At 36.3% G+C, this 23,018-nt stretch carries 14 protein-coding genes and 1 pseudogene; 13 read left to right on the top strand and 2 right to left on the bottom strand.

Annotated features, from left to right (window positions below):
- Positions 1–176 precede the first annotated feature (176 nt).
- The 4 genes and pseudogenes from EHS13_RS23105 to EHS13_RS23090 all read left to right on the top strand — a co-directional run.
- The gene (locus EHS13_RS23105) at positions 177–2,264 is read left to right on the top strand and encodes a type I restriction-modification system subunit M (RefSeq protein WP_155702655.1); all 2,088 of its coding nucleotides are present in this window, start codon (positions 177–179) and stop codon (positions 2,262–2,264) included.
- Positions 2,264–3,646 (top strand): restriction endonuclease subunit S, encoded by a 1,383-nt coding sequence (locus tag EHS13_RS23100; RefSeq protein WP_155702654.1) that lies wholly within the window; start codon positions 2,264–2,266, stop codon positions 3,644–3,646. The genes EHS13_RS23105 and EHS13_RS23100 overlap by 1 nt, the downstream gene beginning before the upstream one ends.
- Complete coding sequence (locus EHS13_RS23095) at positions 3,643–6,633, top strand: type I restriction endonuclease subunit R (protein WP_155702653.1); 2,991 nt, start codon at positions 3,643–3,645, stop codon at positions 6,631–6,633. Before EHS13_RS23100 ends, EHS13_RS23095 begins: the two co-directional genes overlap by 4 nt.
- 5 nt (positions 6,634–6,638) lie before the next feature.
- Positions 6,639–6,857 (top strand): annotated as a pseudogene (locus tag EHS13_RS23090) (YdbC family protein); the annotation flags it as partial.
- A 1,005-nt stretch (positions 6,858–7,862) separates the two neighbouring features.
- Here EHS13_RS23090 and EHS13_RS23085 read toward each other — a convergent pair.
- The gene (locus tag EHS13_RS23085) at positions 7,863–8,543 is read right to left on the bottom strand and encodes an MvaI/BcnI family restriction endonuclease (protein ID WP_155702652.1); all 681 of its coding nucleotides are present in this window, start codon (positions 8,541–8,543) and stop codon (positions 7,863–7,865) included.
- Between the two features lie 131 nt (positions 8,544–8,674).
- Between EHS13_RS23085 and EHS13_RS23080 the strand changes: the two genes are divergently transcribed.
- The 5 genes from EHS13_RS23080 (at position 8,675) to EHS13_RS23060 (ending at position 16,738) form a co-directional block, all read left to right on the top strand.
- Positions 8,675–10,159, top strand: a complete 1,485-nt coding sequence (locus EHS13_RS23080) for a P-loop ATPase, Sll1717 family (RefSeq protein ID WP_155702651.1) — start codon at positions 8,675–8,677, stop codon at positions 10,157–10,159.
- Between the two features lie 141 nt (positions 10,160–10,300).
- On the top strand, positions 10,301–10,942 hold the full coding sequence (locus EHS13_RS23075; protein WP_155702650.1) for a hypothetical protein: 642 nt from the start codon (positions 10,301–10,303) through the stop codon (positions 10,940–10,942).
- A 1,366-nt stretch (positions 10,943–12,308) separates the two neighbouring features.
- Complete coding sequence (locus tag EHS13_RS23070) at positions 12,309–14,273, top strand: beta propeller repeat protein (RefSeq protein ID WP_155702649.1); 1,965 nt, start codon at positions 12,309–12,311, stop codon at positions 14,271–14,273.
- Between the two features lie 561 nt (positions 14,274–14,834).
- Complete coding sequence (locus tag EHS13_RS23065) at positions 14,835–15,152, top strand: hypothetical protein (protein WP_155702648.1); 318 nt, start codon at positions 14,835–14,837, stop codon at positions 15,150–15,152.
- The gene (locus EHS13_RS23060; protein WP_155702647.1) at positions 15,149–16,738 is read left to right on the top strand and encodes an alpha/beta hydrolase fold domain-containing protein; all 1,590 of its coding nucleotides are present in this window, start codon (positions 15,149–15,151) and stop codon (positions 16,736–16,738) included. The genes EHS13_RS23065 and EHS13_RS23060 overlap by 4 nt, the downstream gene beginning before the upstream one ends.
- 262 nt (positions 16,739–17,000) lie before the next feature.
- Here EHS13_RS23060 and EHS13_RS23055 read toward each other — a convergent pair whose 3' ends face one another.
- Entirely contained in the window at positions 17,001–17,888 is an 888-nt protein-coding gene (locus tag EHS13_RS23055; protein ID WP_155702646.1) for a fructose bisphosphate aldolase, read from the bottom strand.
- 472 nt (positions 17,889–18,360) lie between these two features.
- Here EHS13_RS23055 and EHS13_RS23050 point away from each other — a divergent pair, with 472 nt between their 5' ends.
- The 4 genes from EHS13_RS23050 (at position 18,361) to EHS13_RS23035 (ending at position 22,898) form a co-directional block, all read left to right on the top strand.
- Entirely contained in the window at positions 18,361–19,197 is an 837-nt protein-coding gene (locus tag EHS13_RS23050; RefSeq protein WP_155702645.1) for a helix-turn-helix domain-containing protein, read from the top strand.
- 95 nt (positions 19,198–19,292) lie between these two features.
- Positions 19,293–19,868: a dihydrofolate reductase family protein gene (locus EHS13_RS23045; RefSeq protein ID WP_155702644.1), complete on the top strand. Its 576-nt coding sequence runs from the start codon at positions 19,293–19,295 to the stop codon at positions 19,866–19,868.
- 68 nt (positions 19,869–19,936) lie between these two features.
- Entirely contained in the window at positions 19,937–21,763 is a 1,827-nt protein-coding gene (locus EHS13_RS23040) for a sensor histidine kinase (protein WP_155702643.1), read from the top strand.
- Positions 21,741–22,898 (top strand): response regulator, encoded by a 1,158-nt coding sequence (locus tag EHS13_RS23035; protein ID WP_155702642.1) that lies wholly within the window; start codon positions 21,741–21,743, stop codon positions 22,896–22,898. Before EHS13_RS23040 ends, EHS13_RS23035 begins: the two co-directional genes overlap by 23 nt.
- The last annotated feature ends 120 nt before the right edge of the window (positions 22,899–23,018 follow it).

The raw sequence follows: 23,018 nt of genomic DNA, 5'->3' as shown, positions 1-23,018 counted from the left end.
GTCTGAATACTTTTATATAATATATAGATGCTTAAACACATTTTGTCGAATAAAGGAATTTCCAGTTAGATTGTGGAATAGTCTAAAAGGTTATATATTTAGAATTAATAAATAGACCGTTCAACCACTTTTCCATCAATAGGGATTAATTCACAACAATAGAGGAGAAATAAACAATGCACAACTTCAACGAGAAAATCAATTTTATATGGAAAATAGCTGAATTACTTAGAGGTCCATATAAACCAGAAAAATATGGAGATGTCATCCTACCAATGGCAGTTCTGAGAAGATTCGATTGTCTACTAGAAGCAACCAAAGAACAAGTTGTAGAAAAAGCGAAGACAACAGATATCGAATTACTTCTTAACAGTATTACTGGTTTTGGATTTTCAAACAAATCAAAATTTGACTTCAGTAATTTACTTGGTGATTCAGATAATATTAAAACCAATTTTGAAAGCTATATTCAAGGATTCTCTGCTAATATCAGGGAGATCATGGAGAATTTTGATTTTGACAAAGAAATTAAACGAATGGACGACAATAACTTATTATTTTTAGTTGTTAAAGAATTCAAACAGATCGATTTGCACCCAGATGTCGTAAGTAATCAAGAAATGGGTTACATTTTTGAAGAACTCATTAGAAGATTTTCTGAAAATTCAGAAGCTGGAGATCATTATACACCAAGGGAAGTCATTGAACTTATGACTAATCTGTTGTTTAACAATTTGGAGCAGGAATTAACACGTGAAGGTGTTATACATACGATCGGAGATTTTGCTTGCGGTACGGGTGGTATGCTTTCTGTTGCTGCAAATCATATTCAATCCATGAACCCTCATGCACAAATTGAAGTGTTTGGTCAAGAGCTTAATCCACAGTCCTACGCAGTCTGTAAAGCTGACATTCTTATTAAAGGACAGAAGGAAAATAATATTGTACTTGGCAACTCATTCACGGCTGATGGGCATCGAAATGAAAGAGTTAGATTCGCGTTGATGAATCCGCCATTTGGTGTGGATTGGAAGAAAGATAAAGAGATAATTGATAAAGAGTTAAATGATCTAGGATTTAAGGGTCGATTCGGTGCAGGAACACCTAGAACCTCAGATGGATCTTTGCTTTTCCTACAACATATGATCTCGAAGATGCAGCAAGATGAGAAAGGCTCTCGTATGGCGATAATCTTTAATGGTTCTCCCCTATTTACAGGAGATGCAGGCTCAGGAGAATCTGAAATTAGAAGGTGGTTAATCGAGAATGATCTACTCGAGGGCATCATCGCATTACCGAATGATTTATTCTACAATACCGGTATTGCCACATATATATGGATCGTAACCAATCGTAAAAATGACAATATCCTTCAAGGTCCAATTAGAAAAGGTAAAATACAACTCGTAAACGCCATTAATTTCATGCATAAAATGAAAAAATCGCTTGGTTCAAAACGAAATGAAATTAGCAAATCAGATATTGGGGAAATTTCACAAATATATGGTGCTTTTACAGAAAATGAGTACTGTAAAATTTTTGATAACAAAGAATTTGGTTATCTAAAAGTAACAATAGAAAGACCCCTTCGATTGAATTTCCTGATTTCACCTACAAGAATAGAGAATTTACATGCTGAGTCAGCTTTTTCCAGTCTATATGATAAAGAGAAGGTAGAAGAATTAGAACTGAAAAAGGTGAAGCTAACAATTAAGAAGGCAGAGCTTACAGATTTGGATAAGCAATACAAAGGCAAGGAAATTCAAACCCGAATTATCGATGTATTGAAAGCAGAAGTCAATGAACTGCTCTATAAAAATAGAGACGAGTTCACAAAGGTACTAGAGAAGCTATTTAAGGAAATAAAACTGAATAATTCCTTATTCAAAGCTGTCCTCATGGGCTTATCTGAACGAGATGATACTGCGGATTATTGCTACGTTGGCAAGAAAAAAGAGGCGGATGCTTTCTTGCGTGATACTGAGAGCATTTCCCTATCTGTAGATGTATCTGATTATGATGTCGATATGGAGAAGCATATCAAAAAAGAAAAGGCTAATATTGCTAAGTATTTGGAAGATGAAGTGAAACCACATGTCAAGGAATTTTGGGTTGATCATACGAAGACGAAGATTGGATACGAAATTCCATTCACCAGATATTTCTACAAATATGAAGAACTAAGACCATTCGCGGAGATCATGATTGAAATCGAAGAGCTTGAAAAAGAGATTCAATCTGAGATCAAGAAGGTGATTGGGTAATGGGTGAGTTCAAAAATAGGGAAGCCGAAGAGTTGAAGAATAGTGGTGTTGAGTGGAATGGTGGGATTCCGAGGGAATGGAGTTCGAAAAAACTAAAGCATATATCGTTTTGTTTTCCTAGTAACGTTGATAAAAAAACTAAATTAGGTGAAATTCCAATAAAACTATGCAATTATACTGATGTTTATTATCATAAATATATAACAGCAAATATTGAATTTATGAATGCAACAGCTACTTCAGCACAAATTATTAGGTTTAGTTTGAAATCGGGAGATATATTACTAACAAAGGACTCCGAATCTCCAAGTGATATAGGCGTTGCAAGTTATGTGATAGATAATATAACTGATTTAGTATGTGGATATCATATTACAATAGTTAAAGTATTCGAACAATATAATTCCCTTTACTATTATTATTATTTATTAAGTACCGGAGTCAAAAACTATTTTGAGACGGTAGCTAATGGAATTACTAGATATGGTATAGGAGTTGATGGGTTTAATAATACTCCAGTAATAATACCTTCAGAAGGACAACAACAAAAAATTGCGAATTTTCTCTACATTAAAACAGCACAATTTGATTCCATCATATCAAAAAAAGAACAACTTATTCAGAAATTGGAAGAAGCTAAAAAAAGCATGATTTCAGAAGTGATTACTGGCAAAGTGAAAATAGTTGATGGTGAGATGGTGAAAAGACAACCAGAGGAAATGAAGGATAGTGGTGTTGAATGGTTGGGGATGATACCAAAGGATTGGGAAATTACTCGAATAAAAAACTTGTTCTCATTGAGAAATGAGAGGAACAAGAAAAGTATGGACAGTGTACAGATATTATCGTTGTATACTGCATTAGGCGTAAAAAGACAAGAGGAAATTGAAAACAAAACAGGTAACATTGTAAGAACAGTTTTTGATTACAAGATAGTTCACCCAAATGATATTGTTGTTAATATTATTTTAGCATGGATGGGTGCAATAGGAATGTCAAGAGATAGGGGGGTTATCAGCCCTGCTTATGATATTTACAAGCCTAATCGTTTCGTTAATTCAAATTATTATAACCATTTATTTAGAACCTCAAAATTTACTGGTGAATGTTTTAAGTATGGTAGAGGTATTATGCTTATGAGGTGGAGAACATATTCAGATGAATTTATGAGTATTAATTGTTGTAAGCCATTATTAGCTGAACAAGAAAAAATCTCAGAATTTATTGATATAAAGAATAATAATATTGACAGTGTTATTGCTAAAAATAAAACCCAAATCCAAAAACTAAAACAAGCCAAACAATCCCTAATCTCTGAAGCAGTCACAGGTAAGATCAATCTTACGGATTGGGAGATTATTGAGGAAGGAGGAGTACAATGAATTTTAGCATCACGTCGAGTGCTCTAAAAGAGAGATCATTCCAGTCATTAATTAAAGACTATCTTATAGCTGAAAATGGCTATATCGAGTCGCTCAACATTGGTTATGACCAGAAACTAGCTCTAGATGTGGATCAGTTGTTTTCCTTCCTGGAGACTTCCCAATATCAACAAATGAATAAATTGAAAGAAATATATAAGACCAATTACACGAGTAAAGTATTGAATAATCTGGAGCGAGAACTAAGAACCAGAGGTTCTATCGACGTGTTAAAGCATGGAATTAAGGACTATGGTGTGAAGCTTAATCTTGCCTATTTCAAGTCACCAACTGATTTCAACCCAGATCAGGCAAAGTTGTATCAAAAAAATATTTTATCAGTTACAGAGGAACTTATCTATAACGAAGACAAACGAATCGATCTTGTTATTTTCCTGAATGGGGTTCCAATTATTACCATAGAATTGAAGAACGCCTTCACTGGGCAAACCTACAAGAATGCAATCACTCAATACAAACAAGACCGTAGCCATACCGAACAATTATTTCGTTTCAAAGAGCGTAGCATTGTTAATTTTGCCATGGATACTGATGTAGCTTTTATGACAACCAAGCTAAGTGGGGTAAACACGATATTTCTCCCCTTCAATAAAGGTGTAGGCGATCACACTGGCAATCCCATTGTCGAAGGCAAATTGAATACACATTATATCTGGGAAGATATTCTCAAGAAAGATATATTACTTGAAATTATTCATAAATTCGCTTTTGTCAGTAGAAAGGAAGAAATATTAGAAAACGGTGATAAGATCATGAAGGAAGCGATTATTTTCCCTCGTTATCATCAATTGGATGTTGTAAAGCGTGTACTTCAACATGTAAGACAGCATGGATCAGGAGAGAGGTATCTGATCCAACATTCCGCAGGTTCAGGGAAGACAAACTCTATTACTTGGCTCACCCATAGATTAGCTTCGTTGCATGATTCCGCGAATAATATCATCTTTAATGGCGTTATTGTCATAACAGATAGAAAGGTGCTTGACCAACAATTACAAGATTCCATCTATCAGCTTGAGCATAAAATTGGTCTTGTTGCTAAGATTGATGATGACTCAAATCAGCTTGCAACAGAGATTGAGAAGGGTACTAAGATTATTATAAGCACTATTCAAAAATTCCCGTATTTACTTGAAAAACTCTCTGGAACGAAGGGGAAAAAGTTTGCCATCGTCATTGATGAAGCACATTCGTCGACTACAGGACGGAATATGATGGCTTTGAAGGAATCGCTGTCGCTTGAAGAAGCAACAACACTTGCAATGCGTGAAGAAGCAGAAGAATTAGACTCTGAAGATAAAATTAACATCGAATTGGAGAAGCTTACAAGACGAGATAACGTTAGTTTCTTTGCATTTACTGCAACTCCTAAAGGTTCGACTTTGAAGTTGTTCGGAGTACCTTATGATGATGGAAAACATTATCCATTCCATCTATATAGCATGAGACAGGCTATCGAGGAAGGCTTCATACATGATGTGCTTAAACATTATATGACCTATAAGATGTTCTATAATGTCAACAAAAAAATTGAGGATGATCCTTCGTTTAGCAAAAGTAAGGCAAATAAATCAATAGCTAGATTTGTTAGCCTACACCCTCATAACATTTCACAAAAAACTGAAGTCATTATTGAACATTTTCGGAATTCAACCATGAAACGAATCGGTGGCGAAGCCAAAGCAATGCTAGTCACTTCATCTAGACTACATGCTGTAAGATACAAGCTCGCATTTGATGAGTACATAAGATTAAAAGGATATAGCGACTTGAAAACACTCGTCGCCTTTTCAGGTTTGGTCAAAGATGATGGCGAGGAATATAAAGAAACACAGATGAATAATGGGGTAAGTGAATCACAACTGCCTAATCAATTCGATAAAGAAGAATCCAGAATACTAATCGTGGCAAATAAATATCAGACAGGATTTGACCAACCTAAGCTTCATACAATGTACGTAGATAAAAAACTGTCAGGAGTTAAAGCAGTGCAAACTTTATCCAGACTGAATAGGATTTATCCTGGGAAAGAAGATACGTTCGTCTTAGACTTCGTAAATGAACCAGATGAGATGAAGGAATCTTTCATACCATTTTATCAAGTGACGGTGCTAGATAATGACATCGAACCAAATGAAATATACGCACTAGAAAGAATGATCTACGACAAACAGGTAATCGATAGAGCGGATGTTATACTTTTCACGGAAATATTTTATAAGGACTTAAATACTCCAACAGACATTAGTATCATGAACAATTGTGTCAATCATGCTGTGAATCGAATGACTGATTTCACAAAGGAAGAAATAATAGATTTCAAAAGTCTTATTAGCAAGTTTATTAATCTATACATGCTCATCATCCAAGTGGCACCAATCATCGATACCGATCTTCACAGATTGAGTATTTACCTTCGTTTTCTTATTAAGAAAATAGAAATTGAAAGTACGGGTGGCGTAAATATTACCGATAAAGTAATGCTAGAATATTATAGATTGGAGAAAAAAACAGAAGGTTCTATTTATCTAAATAATGATAATCAAGGTGTTGGCTTGAGCGTTGGCGGCAGCGGAAATGTAAAAGAGGAACCAGTAGATTATTTAAGCAATATTATTGATAATCTGAACAAAAAGTATGGAACAAGCTTTTCAGAATCCGAAAAACTGGCTGTAGATCAAATCAGGTCGAATCTTAAAGCAAATAAGGAACTAGAATTAAATGCGCAAGAAAATAGCTATGAAGTGTTCAAACATGCATTTCATCCGAAATTCCTAGATGGTGTAGTAAAAGAATATGATAAAAACCAAGTGTTTTATGGCAAAATCTTAAGGGATGAAGGTTTCCGAGATAAACTGATGGATTTAATCATGTTGGATATATATTCTTCATTTAAAGAAACTAAAATACAATATAAAAAGGGGTAGCAAACATGGCTGAACTTAAATTTGAAATCACCAAAAATATCGGAATCCTATCAGAAGGTGATAAAGGCTGGAGTAAGGAACTTAATCTCATTAGCTGGAATGACCGTGAACCAAAATACGACATCCGCGAATGGTCGCCTGATCATGATAAGATGGGCAAAGGGGTTACTTTGTCGCAGGAAGAGATTGTTGCATTGAGAGATATGTTGAATTTGTTGAAAATAAATTTGACGGAAATTAACAATAAAAGAGTTGTTCTTGCTGATGTTTTATATACTAATACAGATGAAACCTTCTACGTATTAAACGGATTAAGTAAGTATTTTGAAAATTACAAAGCAAATTCAATGCATACTTGTATTGAATTATTAAGAAAAGACAATTGGGGATTATGTGGTAAAGTTCAACGACACGATTATTCACCAGTAGATATGCTTGTGAAAGATGGAGAATATATTGCTATTTGGGAGCAGTAAATAATGGATTTGATATTAGGAATATAAATCTAATTCTTTTTGAATGATTTAATACTTAATTTAATACCCATATCGATTTATAATTAGAATTGATAGAGCGATCTTATTAGACATCTTGTTGGAAGATGTAGGGGGCGCTCCCCGGGGTTCAGTCCCGCGCGGACGGAATGATTAAGTGGATTCGAAGAAGAACTTCTAATGTAGGCTCTGTAGTTTACCATTTATAGTAGCTGGCTCTTGGTAGTCCTGTAATGGCTAGAAGCCGTATAACCTCATGTAGATCGCTCAACCTTTTATCAATTGGTACTTACCACGCTGACTAATGTCGTCTCTTTTACTAGATTTGGATCCCGATTTTTAAATATTCTACCTGCGAGTTCAGAGTTTTGAACCATCTTTACGCACATCAAACGTCTCTCCATTTTGCCATCATTTTACCCATACTTTTAATTGTGTGCAATTCCTTATCTTCAGCATTTCTGATACCACTTTGTAGCTCATAGATCCTTCCACATATTCCTTAACTGCTGCTAACTTTAAATTCTTCCGTATATTATTGAAATTGCTGTCTTTTTGTTGCCATAGAAAATATCCCCTCTGAGTTCACTCGTTCCCTTATAATAACATAAGGTTTTATATTGAGTGTCTACTTAAAGGGGATAATACAAGGTAGGATTTTACCCATACTCTTTGTTCTTCATGAAAAGATAGCATTTCAAATTAATATGTTGGTAAAGTTTACTCATAGAGATACTATAATATTCTTTTCACTTCTTCAAACATAAATTTAAATGATTTTTTGCGAATCCTAAATAATGTACCATGTGTATGAACACTTCCGTTTGGTGCTAGGTTTGCCTGTATATCAATGGTAATAAGTCCTGAATTAATACATTGAATTAGATTTGTTTTTGAAAAATTAGCAAATTGGTAAACTTCACTAAAAAGAACTGTTTTATCTACTTTATTTATATTATATAAAGCTAAAATCATTCTATTTCTGTATTTATCGGAGAATTTATTGATTATATCCAAAATATTAAAATGAGCAATTTTTTCATTGATTGAATTATTGTTTTTAAAAATTACTAATTTATCATCTTCTATTTCAAAAAACAATCCATTAGAAGTATTTTTGAAATTAGTAATTGTAGCGGAAAAAGAAGGTCTACCTCTATAATCAGCATGACCGTAAAGGTTAATAAAATCAAACCAAGTGATATTTTTTTTCGGTTCTAATGAAAACATTGTCATCAAATTATTATTGTTTGCTGAAATGTTGACATTACCAAAATTTGTGCTAAGAATTGATATCATACTGTTTTCAACTAAAAAAGATTCAAAGGACTTTGAGATTAGATTTTGATTGTTATGTAACATTTCACCATGTTTGTTAAATTCTAAAAATAGATTTGTTAAATCGTTGATATTCATTCTATATCACCTCTAATTATGGTAAAATGTAAATAAAATTTAACTCATAAATACTTTTCAACCTTTATACATCTTAACACAGTTTTCTGTTGTATTTCTTAAATAAATTTAAGTTAGAGAATGGAGATTATATGGACAAGAAGGAGATATTATCTAATCTTATATTAGGAAATAGAGTAGCTGAAGAAGAAAAAAACTCATTAGGTTCCTATTTTGTTGAAACAATTATGTGGAAAAGAGTATTTAATGGTGATATAGATATAGTCTACGGTCCTAAAGGAGCGGGGAAAAGTGCGATTTATTCACTACTTATTGAACGTAAAAATGATTTAATGTTGAAAAATATTTATGTTATTTCAGCAGAAAACCCAAGGGGTGCAACAGTGTTTGAAGAATTAAAATCAGAGACGACTGAAATTGATTTTAGGAATCTTTGGAAATTATATATAATGGCACTAATTATGGACAATTTGATACATATTGAAAATTCGAAAGTTAAAAAAATCCGTAAGAAACTTATTGAAGCAAAGATAATAAGACCTACAAAAGTTAGCAGTTTAAGTTCAACTCTAAATAATGCACTTGGTTACTTAAAATCGTTAATTACTGCAAAAAGTTATGAATCTGAAGTTAAATTTGACCCAGTAACAGGTTTGTTTGCAGGAATTAGTGGCAAGATAACCCTAAGAGAACCTTCAGATACCCAAAAAAAAGAGGGTTATTTTTCAATTGACAATTTATATGAGATGCTTAAATTATCTTTGGATGAATTAGATATTAAAATTTGGATTGCAATTGACCGATTGGATGTAGCATTTTCTGAATCTCCTAATTTAGAACAAAATGCTCTGAAGGCATTATTTAGAGTTTATTCAGATTTTGGAAAGTATGATAAAATAACACTAAAAGTGTTTCTTAGAAATGATATATGGAATAATCTTGTTGATAGTGGATTTAGAGAAGCTACTCATACAACAAGATCTATATCGATAACTTGGGATAAAAGATCTTTAATGAATATAATTATTAGCAGATTATTAAATAATATACAAATTATTGAATATTATAACGTAGATAAATCTGAGATTTTATCAGATATTGATAAGCAATTTGAACTATTTTATAGAATTTTTCCTATAAAAGTTGAAAATGGGGAAAAACAGTCATTAACTTTTGATTGGATATTAAGTCATACATCAGATGCAACTGGCTTTAATGCACCAAGAGAAATTATTCATTTATTAACTGAAGCAATTGACAATCAAGTGAGAAATTTAGATATCGGAACTAGATTACCTGAGGACCTATTTCTTTTTGAAAGAAAAGTGATTAAGGATTCCTTATTGAGTGTATCTAAAGAACGATTAGTTAAAACATTATATGCTGAATACCCAACAAGTATTGCTAATATAGAAAAGCTTAGAGGGAAAAAAATTGAACAAACAATCTCTTCATTGGCACAAATTTGGTCTATTGATGAACGAAAAGTTATAGATGAAGCACAAATATTGGTCAAGATTGGTTTTTTTAAGTCTAACACTGGGCAAAAAAATTCGTATAAAGTGCCTTACATTTATAGTCAAGGCTTAAATATGGTTCAAGGAAAAGAAAAATAAATTTAGTTATGGAAATTGGTTTTTAATTTCTGTGATTTATCAAATTCTATTCATTGAAATTACATGGACAAGTTAAAATTACTTTGTAGATTTTGATTAATGAGTATAGAAGATTTTTTCTAAGTAGGTTTGGAGGAAGTTATGGATACTATTGAGCTGAGCAATATATTAAAGGTGTTAACTGATAACCAAAATATAATTATAGAACCACCTATCATTGATACGGAATACAATGGTGATTCACCTCAAGGTATATTTGATCATGATAATCGTCGAATAACACTATATACAAAGGTAATTTTAAAAACATTCGATTCTCGTTCAAATGAGTATAAAGGAATTAATAAATTAGATTACTGTGTTTTGGTTTACTGTCACGAGTTAGGTCATTTGACAAATGAGAATTTAGAAATCACTGAAAGAATACAATCACTTAAGGGTGCTTTTAATGTAAGTGTTAAAGCGGATTTTATTAGCGTGTTTAGTTTATTGATAAACCTCGTTATTAAAAGTGAACATCTTGCTTGGAAAAATGGAGAAAAATATCTTAATCTATCACATCAGAGTTTATCCGATCAATTTAACCTAATGAATGGTTATAATATTGTTGATAAGTTTAATATTCTGTTTTCAAAAATTAAATTAGCACTTGACGGAATTAACAACAAAGAAAAATTTGAGGAAATAATAAATGGAATAATTGATTGCTTAACAGACGAAGCTGAATTATATATTAAAAAATTCGAAAAATATATACGACTTCCAGTAAGGCATGCTATCTAAAGAGAATTTTTTATATCCACAACTCAAATGTTGTCTTCACAGAAAAACGTTTACTGAAACAATAACTCATCAGTATAACCTGTCGGTAACAATCTGGTAACAAACAGGCGATAATTAAGTTGAATTAGTGATAATCATCAATAATATAAAGTACAATAAACCTATACTGTATAAGGGTTTTAGGACTTATCAATAACCAGCGATAACGTAGAATTATCGCTGGCAGTGATGAGGTCAGGGGTTCGATCCCCCTAGACTCCATACAAAATAAAGTCGATCCTTCGGGATCGGCTTTTTTGTATGGAGTCATGTAGGGGGCGACCCCTGGGGTTCAGACCCGCGCGGACGGAATGGTAGGAGTGGATTCGCAGAAGAACTTCAAGTGTAGGAGCACGGCGTCTGAATCTACCTCTAAAATCTCCATCCGAGTATGCTTCGTCAGCCTTCAAATCAAAGATTCATACATCCCCCTCTAGACTCCACGAAGTGAGGTTGGTGAACCTCGACTTGTTAGGTATGATTGCTTGATTGATTGTGCGAGTGGTTGTATGAGAACTTATATGAGTTGATTTAATATGAACTCTGCCAAGTTGAGGTTGATTTATAAATATAAGCCGTAATCTCTTAAGAGATTATGGCTATTTAAATTGGGATAAGAGTTTGTTGGAGAGGAAATATTACAAAATTCATCTTTATTCTACAATCCCAGGATGTTACAATAGAAATAAATGGGAATAGTGGTTTGTTATAGGATATAGCGCAATGCGGGTTGTTTTTCATATTGTTCATAAATTTTAAGTTGATAGTTTGGGGGATAAATAGTGGGAGTAGTCATATTTAATTCTATTTTGACATTAGGTCTAGATACGATAGGTGAATCTTTTATAGAGATCCTTCGAAACGAATTGCAGGATTATGTGGATGTAAGAGAGATAAGATCGGAATGGGTTTACACTCCACACTACCCATCCAGATGATTTAATTGTTATTTTTAATAAAGATGATCAAGACTATTCTGAATATATTCTCGAGTTACTTAGAGAAGCCCTGATACAAAAGTGTGAAGTCATTCCTGTATCCTTATATGAGCAAACAAGAACGCCAGCTTCGGTTATAAGTCATATTAAAAAAATAGTTGTCGAAAATAGGTCTATTGTGTAGTATTAGATCGACGAATAAAATGTAAAAAAATGGAACTTTAATAAAAATATTGAGATGTAAAATTGATATATTATTTTGGAGGATTTTGGTATGAATACATAGTTGTTTTGGTTTGATATGAGGTGATTTGAAGCTAAACATTGTTATCCTATAAAATTGTAATGAAAAAGCAATACAAATATAGAAGGGTGAGTGCTGAAATATCATGAAAAAAATCATAGTTACAATGGTATTAATAGGTTTGTTATTTTGTACTTTAGGTAAAACTATATTTGCAGAAGGCGTGGATAGTAATGCAAAAGTGAAAATGGATGATGTAGCTGATGCATTAAGTATATATTATCCAGAATTTAACAATTACATCGTGGATAAGCATGCTAATAGAATCGATGCTGTTAGCATAAAACTAAACAATAAAACTTATTATATAGAAGCCAAAAAGCCATATGTACTTATCGATAAAGTAAAAATTAACTTTGACTTAAATGCTGAGTGGAAAAGAGATGGTTTTAATATTGAACAAGAAGGTATGTATGTTCAATTAAGTGCAATTGCTAAGTTACTTAAAGTAGATGCCATAGATTTATTAAAAGAGATTAGAAAAGATAGTGATTATAATGATATATTATTCGACAAATCATTAGGATACGTCGCAGTGGGTAATAATGGATTAATTAATTATTCTCTTGATGGAGAATCGTGGGTAGAAGAAAATTACAATTCGTCAGACAACCTCAAAGCAATTGCCTTTGGTAATAAAAAAATGATTGTAGTAGGGAATTACGGAACTATACTTAGCTCTGAAAATGGAAAAAAATGGAATGTTATGAATATAGATTTGCCTAAAATCAAGGATTTTCTTGGGGGAAAACTAGCGATGACATTCAAAGATAACCATCAAAAATATTATAATATTTCTTTGAATTTAGATATTAAATTAAATAAAAACGAAGTGATATATAATGATGTGATTTGGGATGGGAAACAATTTATTGCGGTAGGTTATGTTACAATTTCAACTTTTAAGGCTGATGTTCAACATCATATTATTGCACGATCTAAAGACGGGGTTAAATGGAATATTTCCAGAATTAATGATAACAATTACTCTGGTATAATATATTCCCTTAAATCAATTTCTTATAATGGAAAAAAATACGTGGCAGTTTCAAATGGCTATATACTTTTTTCTGATGATTTGATTAAGTGGAAGATAAATGAAGATCTTAAAGGCGATTTAATAAAAATAATTTCTAAGAAAGATATGTTTGTAGCAATTGGATGGGACGGGGCAATTGGGACGAGTAAATCAAAGCAAAGAACAACTGGGGTCATTTATATGTCGAAAGATGCTAAAACATGGAAAGAAGTACTTCCAAATAAAGATTTCGGAATGTACCCAGTATATGAAGAAGATTATAATTATAATGGTTTTCGAATGTTTAATTTACTCTCTGTAAACTGGGATAGCTCTAAATTAGTTATAGGAAGTGACTGTGGGTTTTCGTTTAATTCAAATGGCGATTTAAATTGGAAAATTTCAACTAATTTTTGTGATTCCAGTGATGGTTTTTTCTCGATTGGCTTAGGGAAAAAGGGTATTAGTACAAATATAACTGGAATTGCGTATGATGGTGAAAAATATATTGGGGTAGGTACTAAAGGCACAATTCTTGCATCAAGGAGTCTAAATCAATGGAGAGTGGTTGTTCCAGTACCAATATTAATAACTCCTAAAATTGAAAAAGTGGATAGAGTGTCTTATGACACATTCTCAATTAAGGCGATAAACGGAAATAATCTAAATGAATTTTTTGAAACTATAAAAGACGAAGAACTTCCTTTTTCAAATATATTTAGTTATCTGTATATAGATGATAAAAGATATGAACTAAGTACAGCGGGATATTATATTGGAGAAGATGGATCTGTACGAGAACATATAGGAGAATATATCGGTAAACCTTTTAGTCATTCGGATGCCGAAAAAATACTAGATTATATCGTAAAAATCAAAATAAAAGAAGTATTAGACTTGAAAGATGTGCCAGAGACTTTGTTTAAAATTGTAAGAGAAACGTTAGAGATTTACTATCTAACCATAGATAAAACACTGGAAGTTATAAATAATCAAACCTTAAATAATGAGATTGAAAATTTAGAAAGATAATTGAATAAGTTAACGTCATAGAGCCATTGAGTTAATACTTGAGAGCCACTTTGCAAATGAGTCTTTATTACTCAAGATTAATCAATTATTTTCCGAAAAACTTAAATCCCCCTTCCGTCCCCCAATGGGGGAAACGCAGAAAGCAACGCCTCAGGGTTTTGTAACTTACAGAAGACAAAAGATAACATAGAATAATCGCTGTCAGTGATGAGGTCAGGGGTTCGATCCCCCTAGACTCCATACAAAAATAAAGTCGCTCCTTCGGGATCGGCTTTTTTGTATGGAGTCATGTAGGGGGCGACCCATGGGGTTCAGTCCCGCGCGGACAGAGTGGTGAGGTGGCTTCGAAGAAGAACTTCTAATGTAGGAGCACGGCTACCACTAATATCTCAATTTAAATAACCTCTCTTCTCAAAGATCTAGAAACAAGCAAGAAATGCGTAATAATACTCTCAATAAACCAAGGTATGCATCATTGTTAAATACAATTTGTGTCTCTATAATTAATCTGATTATGTAAATTTATTACATTAATTCACGGAGAAATGGGAGGTATTCATATTGAAGCGGTGGTTTATTTATGTTGTTCCGATTTTGTTGATTATTTTAGGAGCTTGGTTGTTTATTAACCCACAGGGAAATAAAAGCGTTATCGAAAACTCTAAGCAAGAAATTCTCCCTACTAATACGGTTGGTAAAAAAGCGATTCCCGTCAGTGTTGCCGTTAGCAACGAGAAGAGCAAAGTCAGGTATTTGGCTCCCCTATACGATGTTAACGTAAAAAGCGATATCGTCTATGCGAGCAAGAAGAATGAAACAGATACCGAACAATCATTGAAATTTGATTTGTATGAGCCGGTAGTGATAACAGTAAGCTGAGGCCAGTATTTATCTTCATTCATGGAGGTGGATATAAGGAAGGTACCAAGTCTGATACGGCAGACATTTCCAAGAATCTAGCTAAGCGAGGGTACGCGGTTCTGTCAATGGATTATAGACTAAAACAAGACCCGAATGCCGACTTTTCTCGAACTCTATCTGATGCTTATGAGGATATAGTCGATGTAATGGGCTGGATTAACAAAAACGCTGTCACCTATGGACTGGACTTAGGACAAATAGCTATAGGCGGGGATTCGGCTGGAGGCCATTTGTCGATGAATTTTGTAAACGAATATTTGAAAATCGATCCTTCAATCGTGAAACCTATATTTGCTATCGTTGATATATACGGCGGGTTGCTGATATCCAATATTGAAGAAAAATTGCCCCCCGTATTGATTATTCATGGAACAATAGATCAAATAGTACCCTATCAACAGAGCCTGGAATTGAACGATGCATTAGCGACTAGCGGGATTTATCATGATATGTTCACTATGGAAGGTGTCGGGCATGATTATAAAAATGTTAAGTATATAGACGAGGTCGTTGAGACAACATCCCACTTTCTATCGAATGTTATGAATAGTCCGAAGACCGAATGGCTTCCAGAGAACTCGGGTATCGTGATCGCTTCCGGGGATCAATTCGAAATTAAATTACCTGAAGGCTATATACGTAATCTTGCTGAAGGGCAGATCAAAGTTATTTTGCCGAAAGGGTGGTTATGGGATAAGAATACAGGCGGACCGTCCCTTCACGTACAAGTTCCCTTAAGTCTGGATCGAGGTAATTATTCGATCTCTGTCTCTCTGGATCAAGGCCAAGAGGCTGCTCCTGGCTTTGCAATCAACGTCAAAGTCGTAGATCCTTTGAAAGAAAGCTTTGAAACTTATTTTGATTCGGTAGACCACACTATAAAAACTAATTTGCAAATTACCAACCAATCGAATAGTAATTTTAGCGGCGCCCTTCATGTCGCTTACGAAACGGAGGAATCGTCCCAAGGAACATTTACGACCAATGTGGATCAGCTTGGTCCGGGGATGGACGCAACTTTCTATATACCAGAATTAGCAAGAGGGAAACGGATCGTAAGAGGATTTAACGCCTCGGGCACATTGCTGCAAATGACTGAGGACTTGTCTCATACACTTCTCCTTCATAAGCTCCAAAAGCCGATCCATATCGATGGAAGCTTGGAAGAATGGAAGGATCAAGTACACTTTGATGTGAACGACGTTCAGGTAATCGGCTGGAAAGGAATTGAAGATGCTAGTGTGGGCGGTTATTTATCGTGGGATGTTAACAACTTGTATCTCGCTTTGGAAGTTACGGATGATAAGCATTCCCAAAATGTGGATGACAACGCAATCTGGAGCGCGGACAGTGTTCAACTTGGAATAGGTATAGCAAATACGGATGGTAGTGTTCCACTTAATTATCACGAAATGGGTGTAGCGATGAATGACAATGGGGAATTGCTCAAGTGGCGTTGGCTTGCACCGAATGGCTTCAGAACCGATGGATCTGTTGCAATTGATCTTGCGATCAGCCGCAAAAATGCAAAAACTACCCTATGAAATGACTATTCCCTGGAATGATTTGACCAATAACAAAGAGCAAGTGACACAAGGAATGAAAGTAAAATTTTAATTGCTGGTGAACGATAACGACGGCGAGGGTCGCAAAGGATGGCTGGAATTCAATAGTGGAATAGGTACGACAAAGGATATTAATGCGTTTGGCGATTTATATTTCGGTGATTGAAAGGGCTCGGCTTCTTTAGCAAACAAGTAACGCCCAGAACTTTTATAAAGTTCTGGGCGTTTATGATTTGTTCTCTTATTTGATAGATGCTTCATAAATGTCCTGAATGGATTTGGACAGCATCGTGTTAAATTCATCGTCTGTTTGTCCTGCAGTTAGTCCCTGTGATAAAGCACGCGAGAAACTGGCAATCAATCCATGATTATGGGCAAGCTTTTCATTAGCATCCGCTTGAGTATAGCCGCCGGATAAAGCTACAACTCGGATAACATGTGGATTATCCATTAAATCGCTGTAGAAATTGTTTTCCGTCGGGATAGAAAGTTTAAGCATGATTTTAACGTCTTTACCCAGAGTGGATAATTGTTCGAGAATCGCAGCTTTTAATAGTTTTTCCGAGGCTTCTTTATCCACGCTGTGGATATCAACTTCCGGTTCGATAATTGGAACTAGCCCCATCTCAGCTATTTGGTTACCGATGGCAAATTGTTGTTCAACGACTTGTTTGATTCCGGCTGGATTGGCTTCCTTAATAAGTGAGCGCATCTTTGTCCCAAAGATGTTTCGTTCAACCGCCCGTTTCAGAAGTTCGTTTAAACCGGGAATGGGCTTCATGAGTTGAACTCCATTTTCAAGGTCGGCAAGCCCTTGATCGACTTTTAGAAAGGGTACAATGCCTTTTTTCTCCCATAGATAATCGGCAGTAAATTGCCCATCAATGGAACGATCCATTGTATTCTCAAATAAAATAGCACCCAAAATGTATTTGGAATCAAACGAAAAACCTTTAATAGTACGCGTTCTCATTTCGTGCACCGCTGTATACATCTCTTCTTCATTGGAATAGCTGTTTTCTTTAATTCCATACTGTAGCAGAGCTTTAGGAGTACTTCCGCCGCTTTGATCCAAGGCTGCTATAAAGCCTTCTCCTGTACGGATTCGATCTAATTGATTTAAATTCATGAATATTACACCTTCCATCTCTTGTTTTGAATGGCATCTTGAATCGTACTAATTATAGCACATCTACTTGATGGCATATATTCCAGGTCAGAGATGAAAGATTGATTTTTGGTAAAGAAACGCCAATCTTTCAAGGTGTATGACCATAATTGTAGCCTTTTTATTTGTTGGAATAAGAATGAAAAAGCTATCACTTTTATTATCAATCAATATGGAGGCTTACTTACTGCGATTATTAAATACCTCGTAAATTACCAGCACCAAGATTATGAGGAATGCCTTGACGATGTGTTGCTAGCGATTTGGAATAATATTCATCACTTCAATCCTGGATGCAGCTGGCCCTGCCCCTTAATGTTTAATAGTATGAGGACATCGCGTTTGGAAGGAGTAACATCCCTCCAGATGGGTTTTATTTATTTTTTCTGTGATTAATTATGCGCAGTGCACCTCATTACTGTAAAATAGAAAGATGACAACAATTAATTTTACCGTATTGCCGCCACCTCAAGAATTAAGCAGGGATATCGAATGCGTGCGTATTGCTACCCATACAGGACATTTACCGCTGGAGGTTAAAGTATGTCCAAGTGGTTACCCTGGTATCGTATTTCAGTTAGCAGTTGATCAAACCGCGGCTTTGGAAAGTATAGCAATTCGCTCTGCGAAAGCATTGGATATTCCAATTTTGTTTCTGCATGGGCAGGGGTCAGAACCTAGTATTATGCGCTTTAGAGACATTCCATTTACTACGATTCAGGTGGTTTTTAAGCCATACGCGTTATATAGCTTATTTGGTTGGGATACGTCTAATTTTAACCAAAGTCTCCTCATCCCTGACCAGTTTGGTGCAGTGGATCTTGAAAAACAGCTCATGTCGGTGAACTCCATTGAGGAACAGGTTTCTTTGATTCATTATTTTCTAATAGCAAAAATGAACCAGACCCATAAACGGGACGAGCTCATTGAATTAACACTTGATTATATACGAGATCATATCTCGAGTATTTCAGTGAAGGAGTTAGTGACTGAGTTTCATATATCTGAACGGCAATTTCAGAAGCGCTTTACCCGTGTAGTGGGCATGGCACCTAATTTATTCATAAGAGTAAGGCGCGTAAATGAAGCATTAAAGCTAATGCATTCAGGCCAGTACGAAAGATTGTCCGATGTGGCTTATGCGTTGAACTATTGCGATCAATCTCATTTTATACGAGATATGAAGGCTTTCTCCTGGGTAAGCCCGAAACATATAGCAATGAAGGTTAGAGAATTTCATACTGACTTAGCCGGATCCTCATACTTGTAGAAATGGACGGTTTTATACAATTTATATAATCATAATTCCGAGTATGATTGGGTTATTCCAATAGGAATAAGTAAACTTACAATGGAGTGATGGATATGCGGAAAATTAAAATGTTGAATCGAATATCGATCGATGGGTACTTTGCTAGCCCAAATGAGGAAAGCTCTGGAATGGCTTGGTTTATCCATGACCCTGAGGTTGACAAGGTGGCCCACGAAATCGGGGGAAAGATGGACACGCTTATTATGGGAGCTACAACCTACAAGCTTTTTGAAAGCAGCTGGATTCCCTTTCTTAATAATCCCGATGCGCCTAAGCAGATGAGAGAGATCGCAGAAGAGTTGACTGAAATGGATAAAATCGTGTTCTCCAAAAAAATCAAAGCCTCAAACTGGCAGAACACTCGGATCCATGATGATCATTTAATAGAAGTTGTACAACAATTAAAACAAGAAATAGGTACTGATGTTCTTGTGCTGGGAAGTGGTTCCATAGTAAAGCAGCTTGCGGCACAAGGTTTAATCGACGAGTATATGTTTATTGTTTCTCCTGTAGTTGCTGGACAAGGTGAGCCTCTTTTTCAGCACATCAAACAATTTAAACTCTCTCTGTTAGCAGCGAGAGCATTTGAATCTGGTAACGTTCTACTGCATTATGAGCTTAAGAAATAGGTCAAGCTGTTCATTGCGATGATGATAATATCAACTAGATTGATTCTGATACGAGGGGAGCTTTAGCCATGGATACAAGACAAGGGATGTCGATACTGCTTTTTTTGGCAGCTGCGCTGATGGGGTTCATCTCATTTTTGTCCTACCGGAAACGTCATCTGCCAGTTGCCAAAACGATGATCCTGATGATGCTGGCAGCGGCTTTCTATGCGCTTGGATATGCGTTCGAGGTGTTGAGCCGTAGTCTGAATGAGGTTAAGCTGTCCCTTCAAATTGAATATTTAGGCATCCCATTCGTCACTACGCTGTGGCTCTTTCTGATCATCCAATTTACTGGGACTGCGACGGGCTATCGGAGGCGTCTCGCGCTGCTCCTGTTCGTTATCCCTATAGCAGTCTTTTTCATCCATTTGACCAACGGTTGGCATCACCTTATTTATGAGCGCTATATTTTAAATACAGAAGGTTCGGTTCCCTTGTACACGACGGTCAAAGGCCCTTGGTATAAGGTACATACGGTCTATAATTATTTCGTCCTGCTGTGCGGGATCGTTTTGTTCATTCCAATGTATTGGCGTGCTTTGCCCATGGTGCGGAAGCAAATTTTCCTCCTGCTTTTAGGTGCTATCGCACCGATGCTGTTTAATCTGTTTTTTTGGTTTGGAATCAGTGTCGATTTGACGCCATTCGGATTTGCTGTATCGGGCATCGTCTATGTATGGGGAATTTTTCGGTTTAATCTGCTTCGTTTAACGCCGCTTGCGCTGGCTAAAGTATTTGAAACGATCAGAGATGGGGTCGTTCTGCTCGATTATGAAAACCAAATCATCAGTTACAACAGTGCGGCCGAAAAGGTACTCCCCGAACTCGGCTTAATGAAACGCTACCCCGTCTATGCGGGAGATGTTTTGTCGGCAAGTCCGGAATTGCTTGAGCGTTTACGCAGCGAGAGTGTCGCGGATGAACGCTTCTCATACCAGAGATTCAATGAGCAGCAGAACAAATATTACAGCTGCAGCTTGTCGTTCATTTACGATTCAGGGAGTATTCCCGTTGGCAAAATGCTAATGTTTAACGATATTACAGAACTCAAGGAAAACGAGGTTCGACTTCGCGAGAATGCCAGACAGTTGTTCGAGTTGAATGCATTCAAGGACAGAATGTTCACCGTTGTGGCGCACGATATTCGCGATCCGATCGCATTGCTCGTCAGTTTGACTCAATTGCATGGTGAAGAACTTGCCGCCGCCGACATCGAGCAAACGGAATTGTTCCAGGAACTCAAAGGTCAAGTGCAAGGCACATTTCATCTGGTTGATAATTTGTTGGACTGGTATCGCAGCCAGAAAGGAACGGTCGCATATCTTCCGTTCAGTTGGAATTTGCAGCAGGTCGTCAGGCAAGCGATCTCGCTTGCTGGTGTGAAAGCAAGCATGAAGCAAATTCGCCTGATTGAGCATATCGATGAAAAGATATCGGTTAGCGCTGATAAGGAGATGTTGGATCTCATTTTGCGTAATTTGTTATCAAACGCAATCAAGTTTACGGGACTTGGAGGTAGGATCGAAATCGGAGCCGTTCTGGAAGGCAAGCTGATTGTTGTGACCGTACGCGACAATGGAGCGGGAATCGATGAGAAGACAGCGGAAATGCTTAGTCTTGAGGAGCCGTTCCCGAAAGCAGCAGTAACAGGCGGTGATTCGGGGGATATTAGATTCGGACTGGCGTTGGCCCGTGAATTCATTCGTATTCATGGGGGAAGCCTGTGGTTTGAAAGTGAACCCGGAGTCGGTACGACCTTCTCATTCACTTTGCACAGTTCTATCGATGGACGAGATACTCTAGATAATTTTGGGATGGAGGGAGAGACAGATGAAAGTCATTCTAGTGGATGATGATCCGACCATGCATTTGATTTTGCGCAAAATGCTAGTCAAGATTCCCGAGGTTCAAGTTGCTGGCGCGTTTACGAATACGAAGTCTGCAGCTGATTTTTTAAGTGAAAGTATTGACATTGGGCTTGCTTTCGTAGACATCTCTATGCCGGAAGAGAGTGGGATGGCGTTCGCTGCTAAAATGGGAAGCTCAGGATCTCTGGTGCAACTCGTCTTCGTAACGTCGCATAAGGAGTTCGCCTTGGAAGCTTACGAGCTGTCCGTGACAGATTACTTGGTCAAGCCTGTCTCGCAGGAGCGGCTGGAACGTGCAGTTAATAAGGTATTGGCAATACATAAGGTTCTCCAATCACCGGTATCGGAGGCTGCCGAATCTTCTGGCAGGCTTGTAATAACAGCATTCGGCGATGTTTCTGTTAGTAATGAAGCAAGCCGCATTAAATGGATTTCACGGAAATGCGCGGAGCTGTTCGCTTATTTGCTGCTTCACCGCGGCAAACGGATTCCGCGTTCCAGACTGGTCGCGGATATATTCGGAGGCATGCATCAGACAAGTGCAGATAAATATCTCAATACAACTGTCTATCAATTACGTAAATCGCTTGAACCACTGGGTCTGCGAGAGGCTATACTCTCGGAAAACGATGGTTATACGCTCGAACTGAAGGATCCGGTTATCGATTATGCCGAATTCGAAAAACAAACGATGATGCTGTCAGTTATCGAAGGTGGGAACGTGGAGGCAGCGCAACAAATCGAACGACTGTATACAGGAGATCTGTTCGGGGACAAGGCGTATGTTTGGGCCATTTACGAAACGGAGCGATATGCTAAATTGTATGCGTCTTTCGTAGTGAGGGTTGCCGCAGCGCTAATTACCTTGAGGGATACAAATGCCGCGTCTAAGCTGCTGCTCAAGCTAAACGAGCGTAATCCGCTGGACGAATCGGTTATACATCATCTTATGGTGATACGCGAGATGACAGGGGACAAAAAAGGATTGACTGCTGTTTATGGCGATTATGTTCGGCTGCTCAACCGAGAGCTTGGCATTCGCCCATCCGAGGAGCTCATACATCTAAACGACTTGTTAATGAGTAGGCTTACCGATAAAAAAAATATTATTGTCCGTTAACAAAAACCGCAAAGGCTTGACGCTACGCGGTTTTTGTCTGTTTATGGACTGATTTTTTCATTATTCTTTTATTAGCATTTAGTATAGTTACAATATGAAAGAGAAGAGAGGAGAGTTATT

The sequence above is a fragment of the Paenibacillus psychroresistens genome, assembly GCF_009728935.1.
In the GTDB taxonomy this organism is placed as follows: domain Bacteria; phylum Bacillota; class Bacilli; order Paenibacillales; family NBRC-103111; genus Paenibacillus_AC; species Paenibacillus_AC psychroresistens.
Note: the sequence above shows the minus strand (reverse complement) of the source record. Positions and strands in the feature narration are given on the sequence as shown.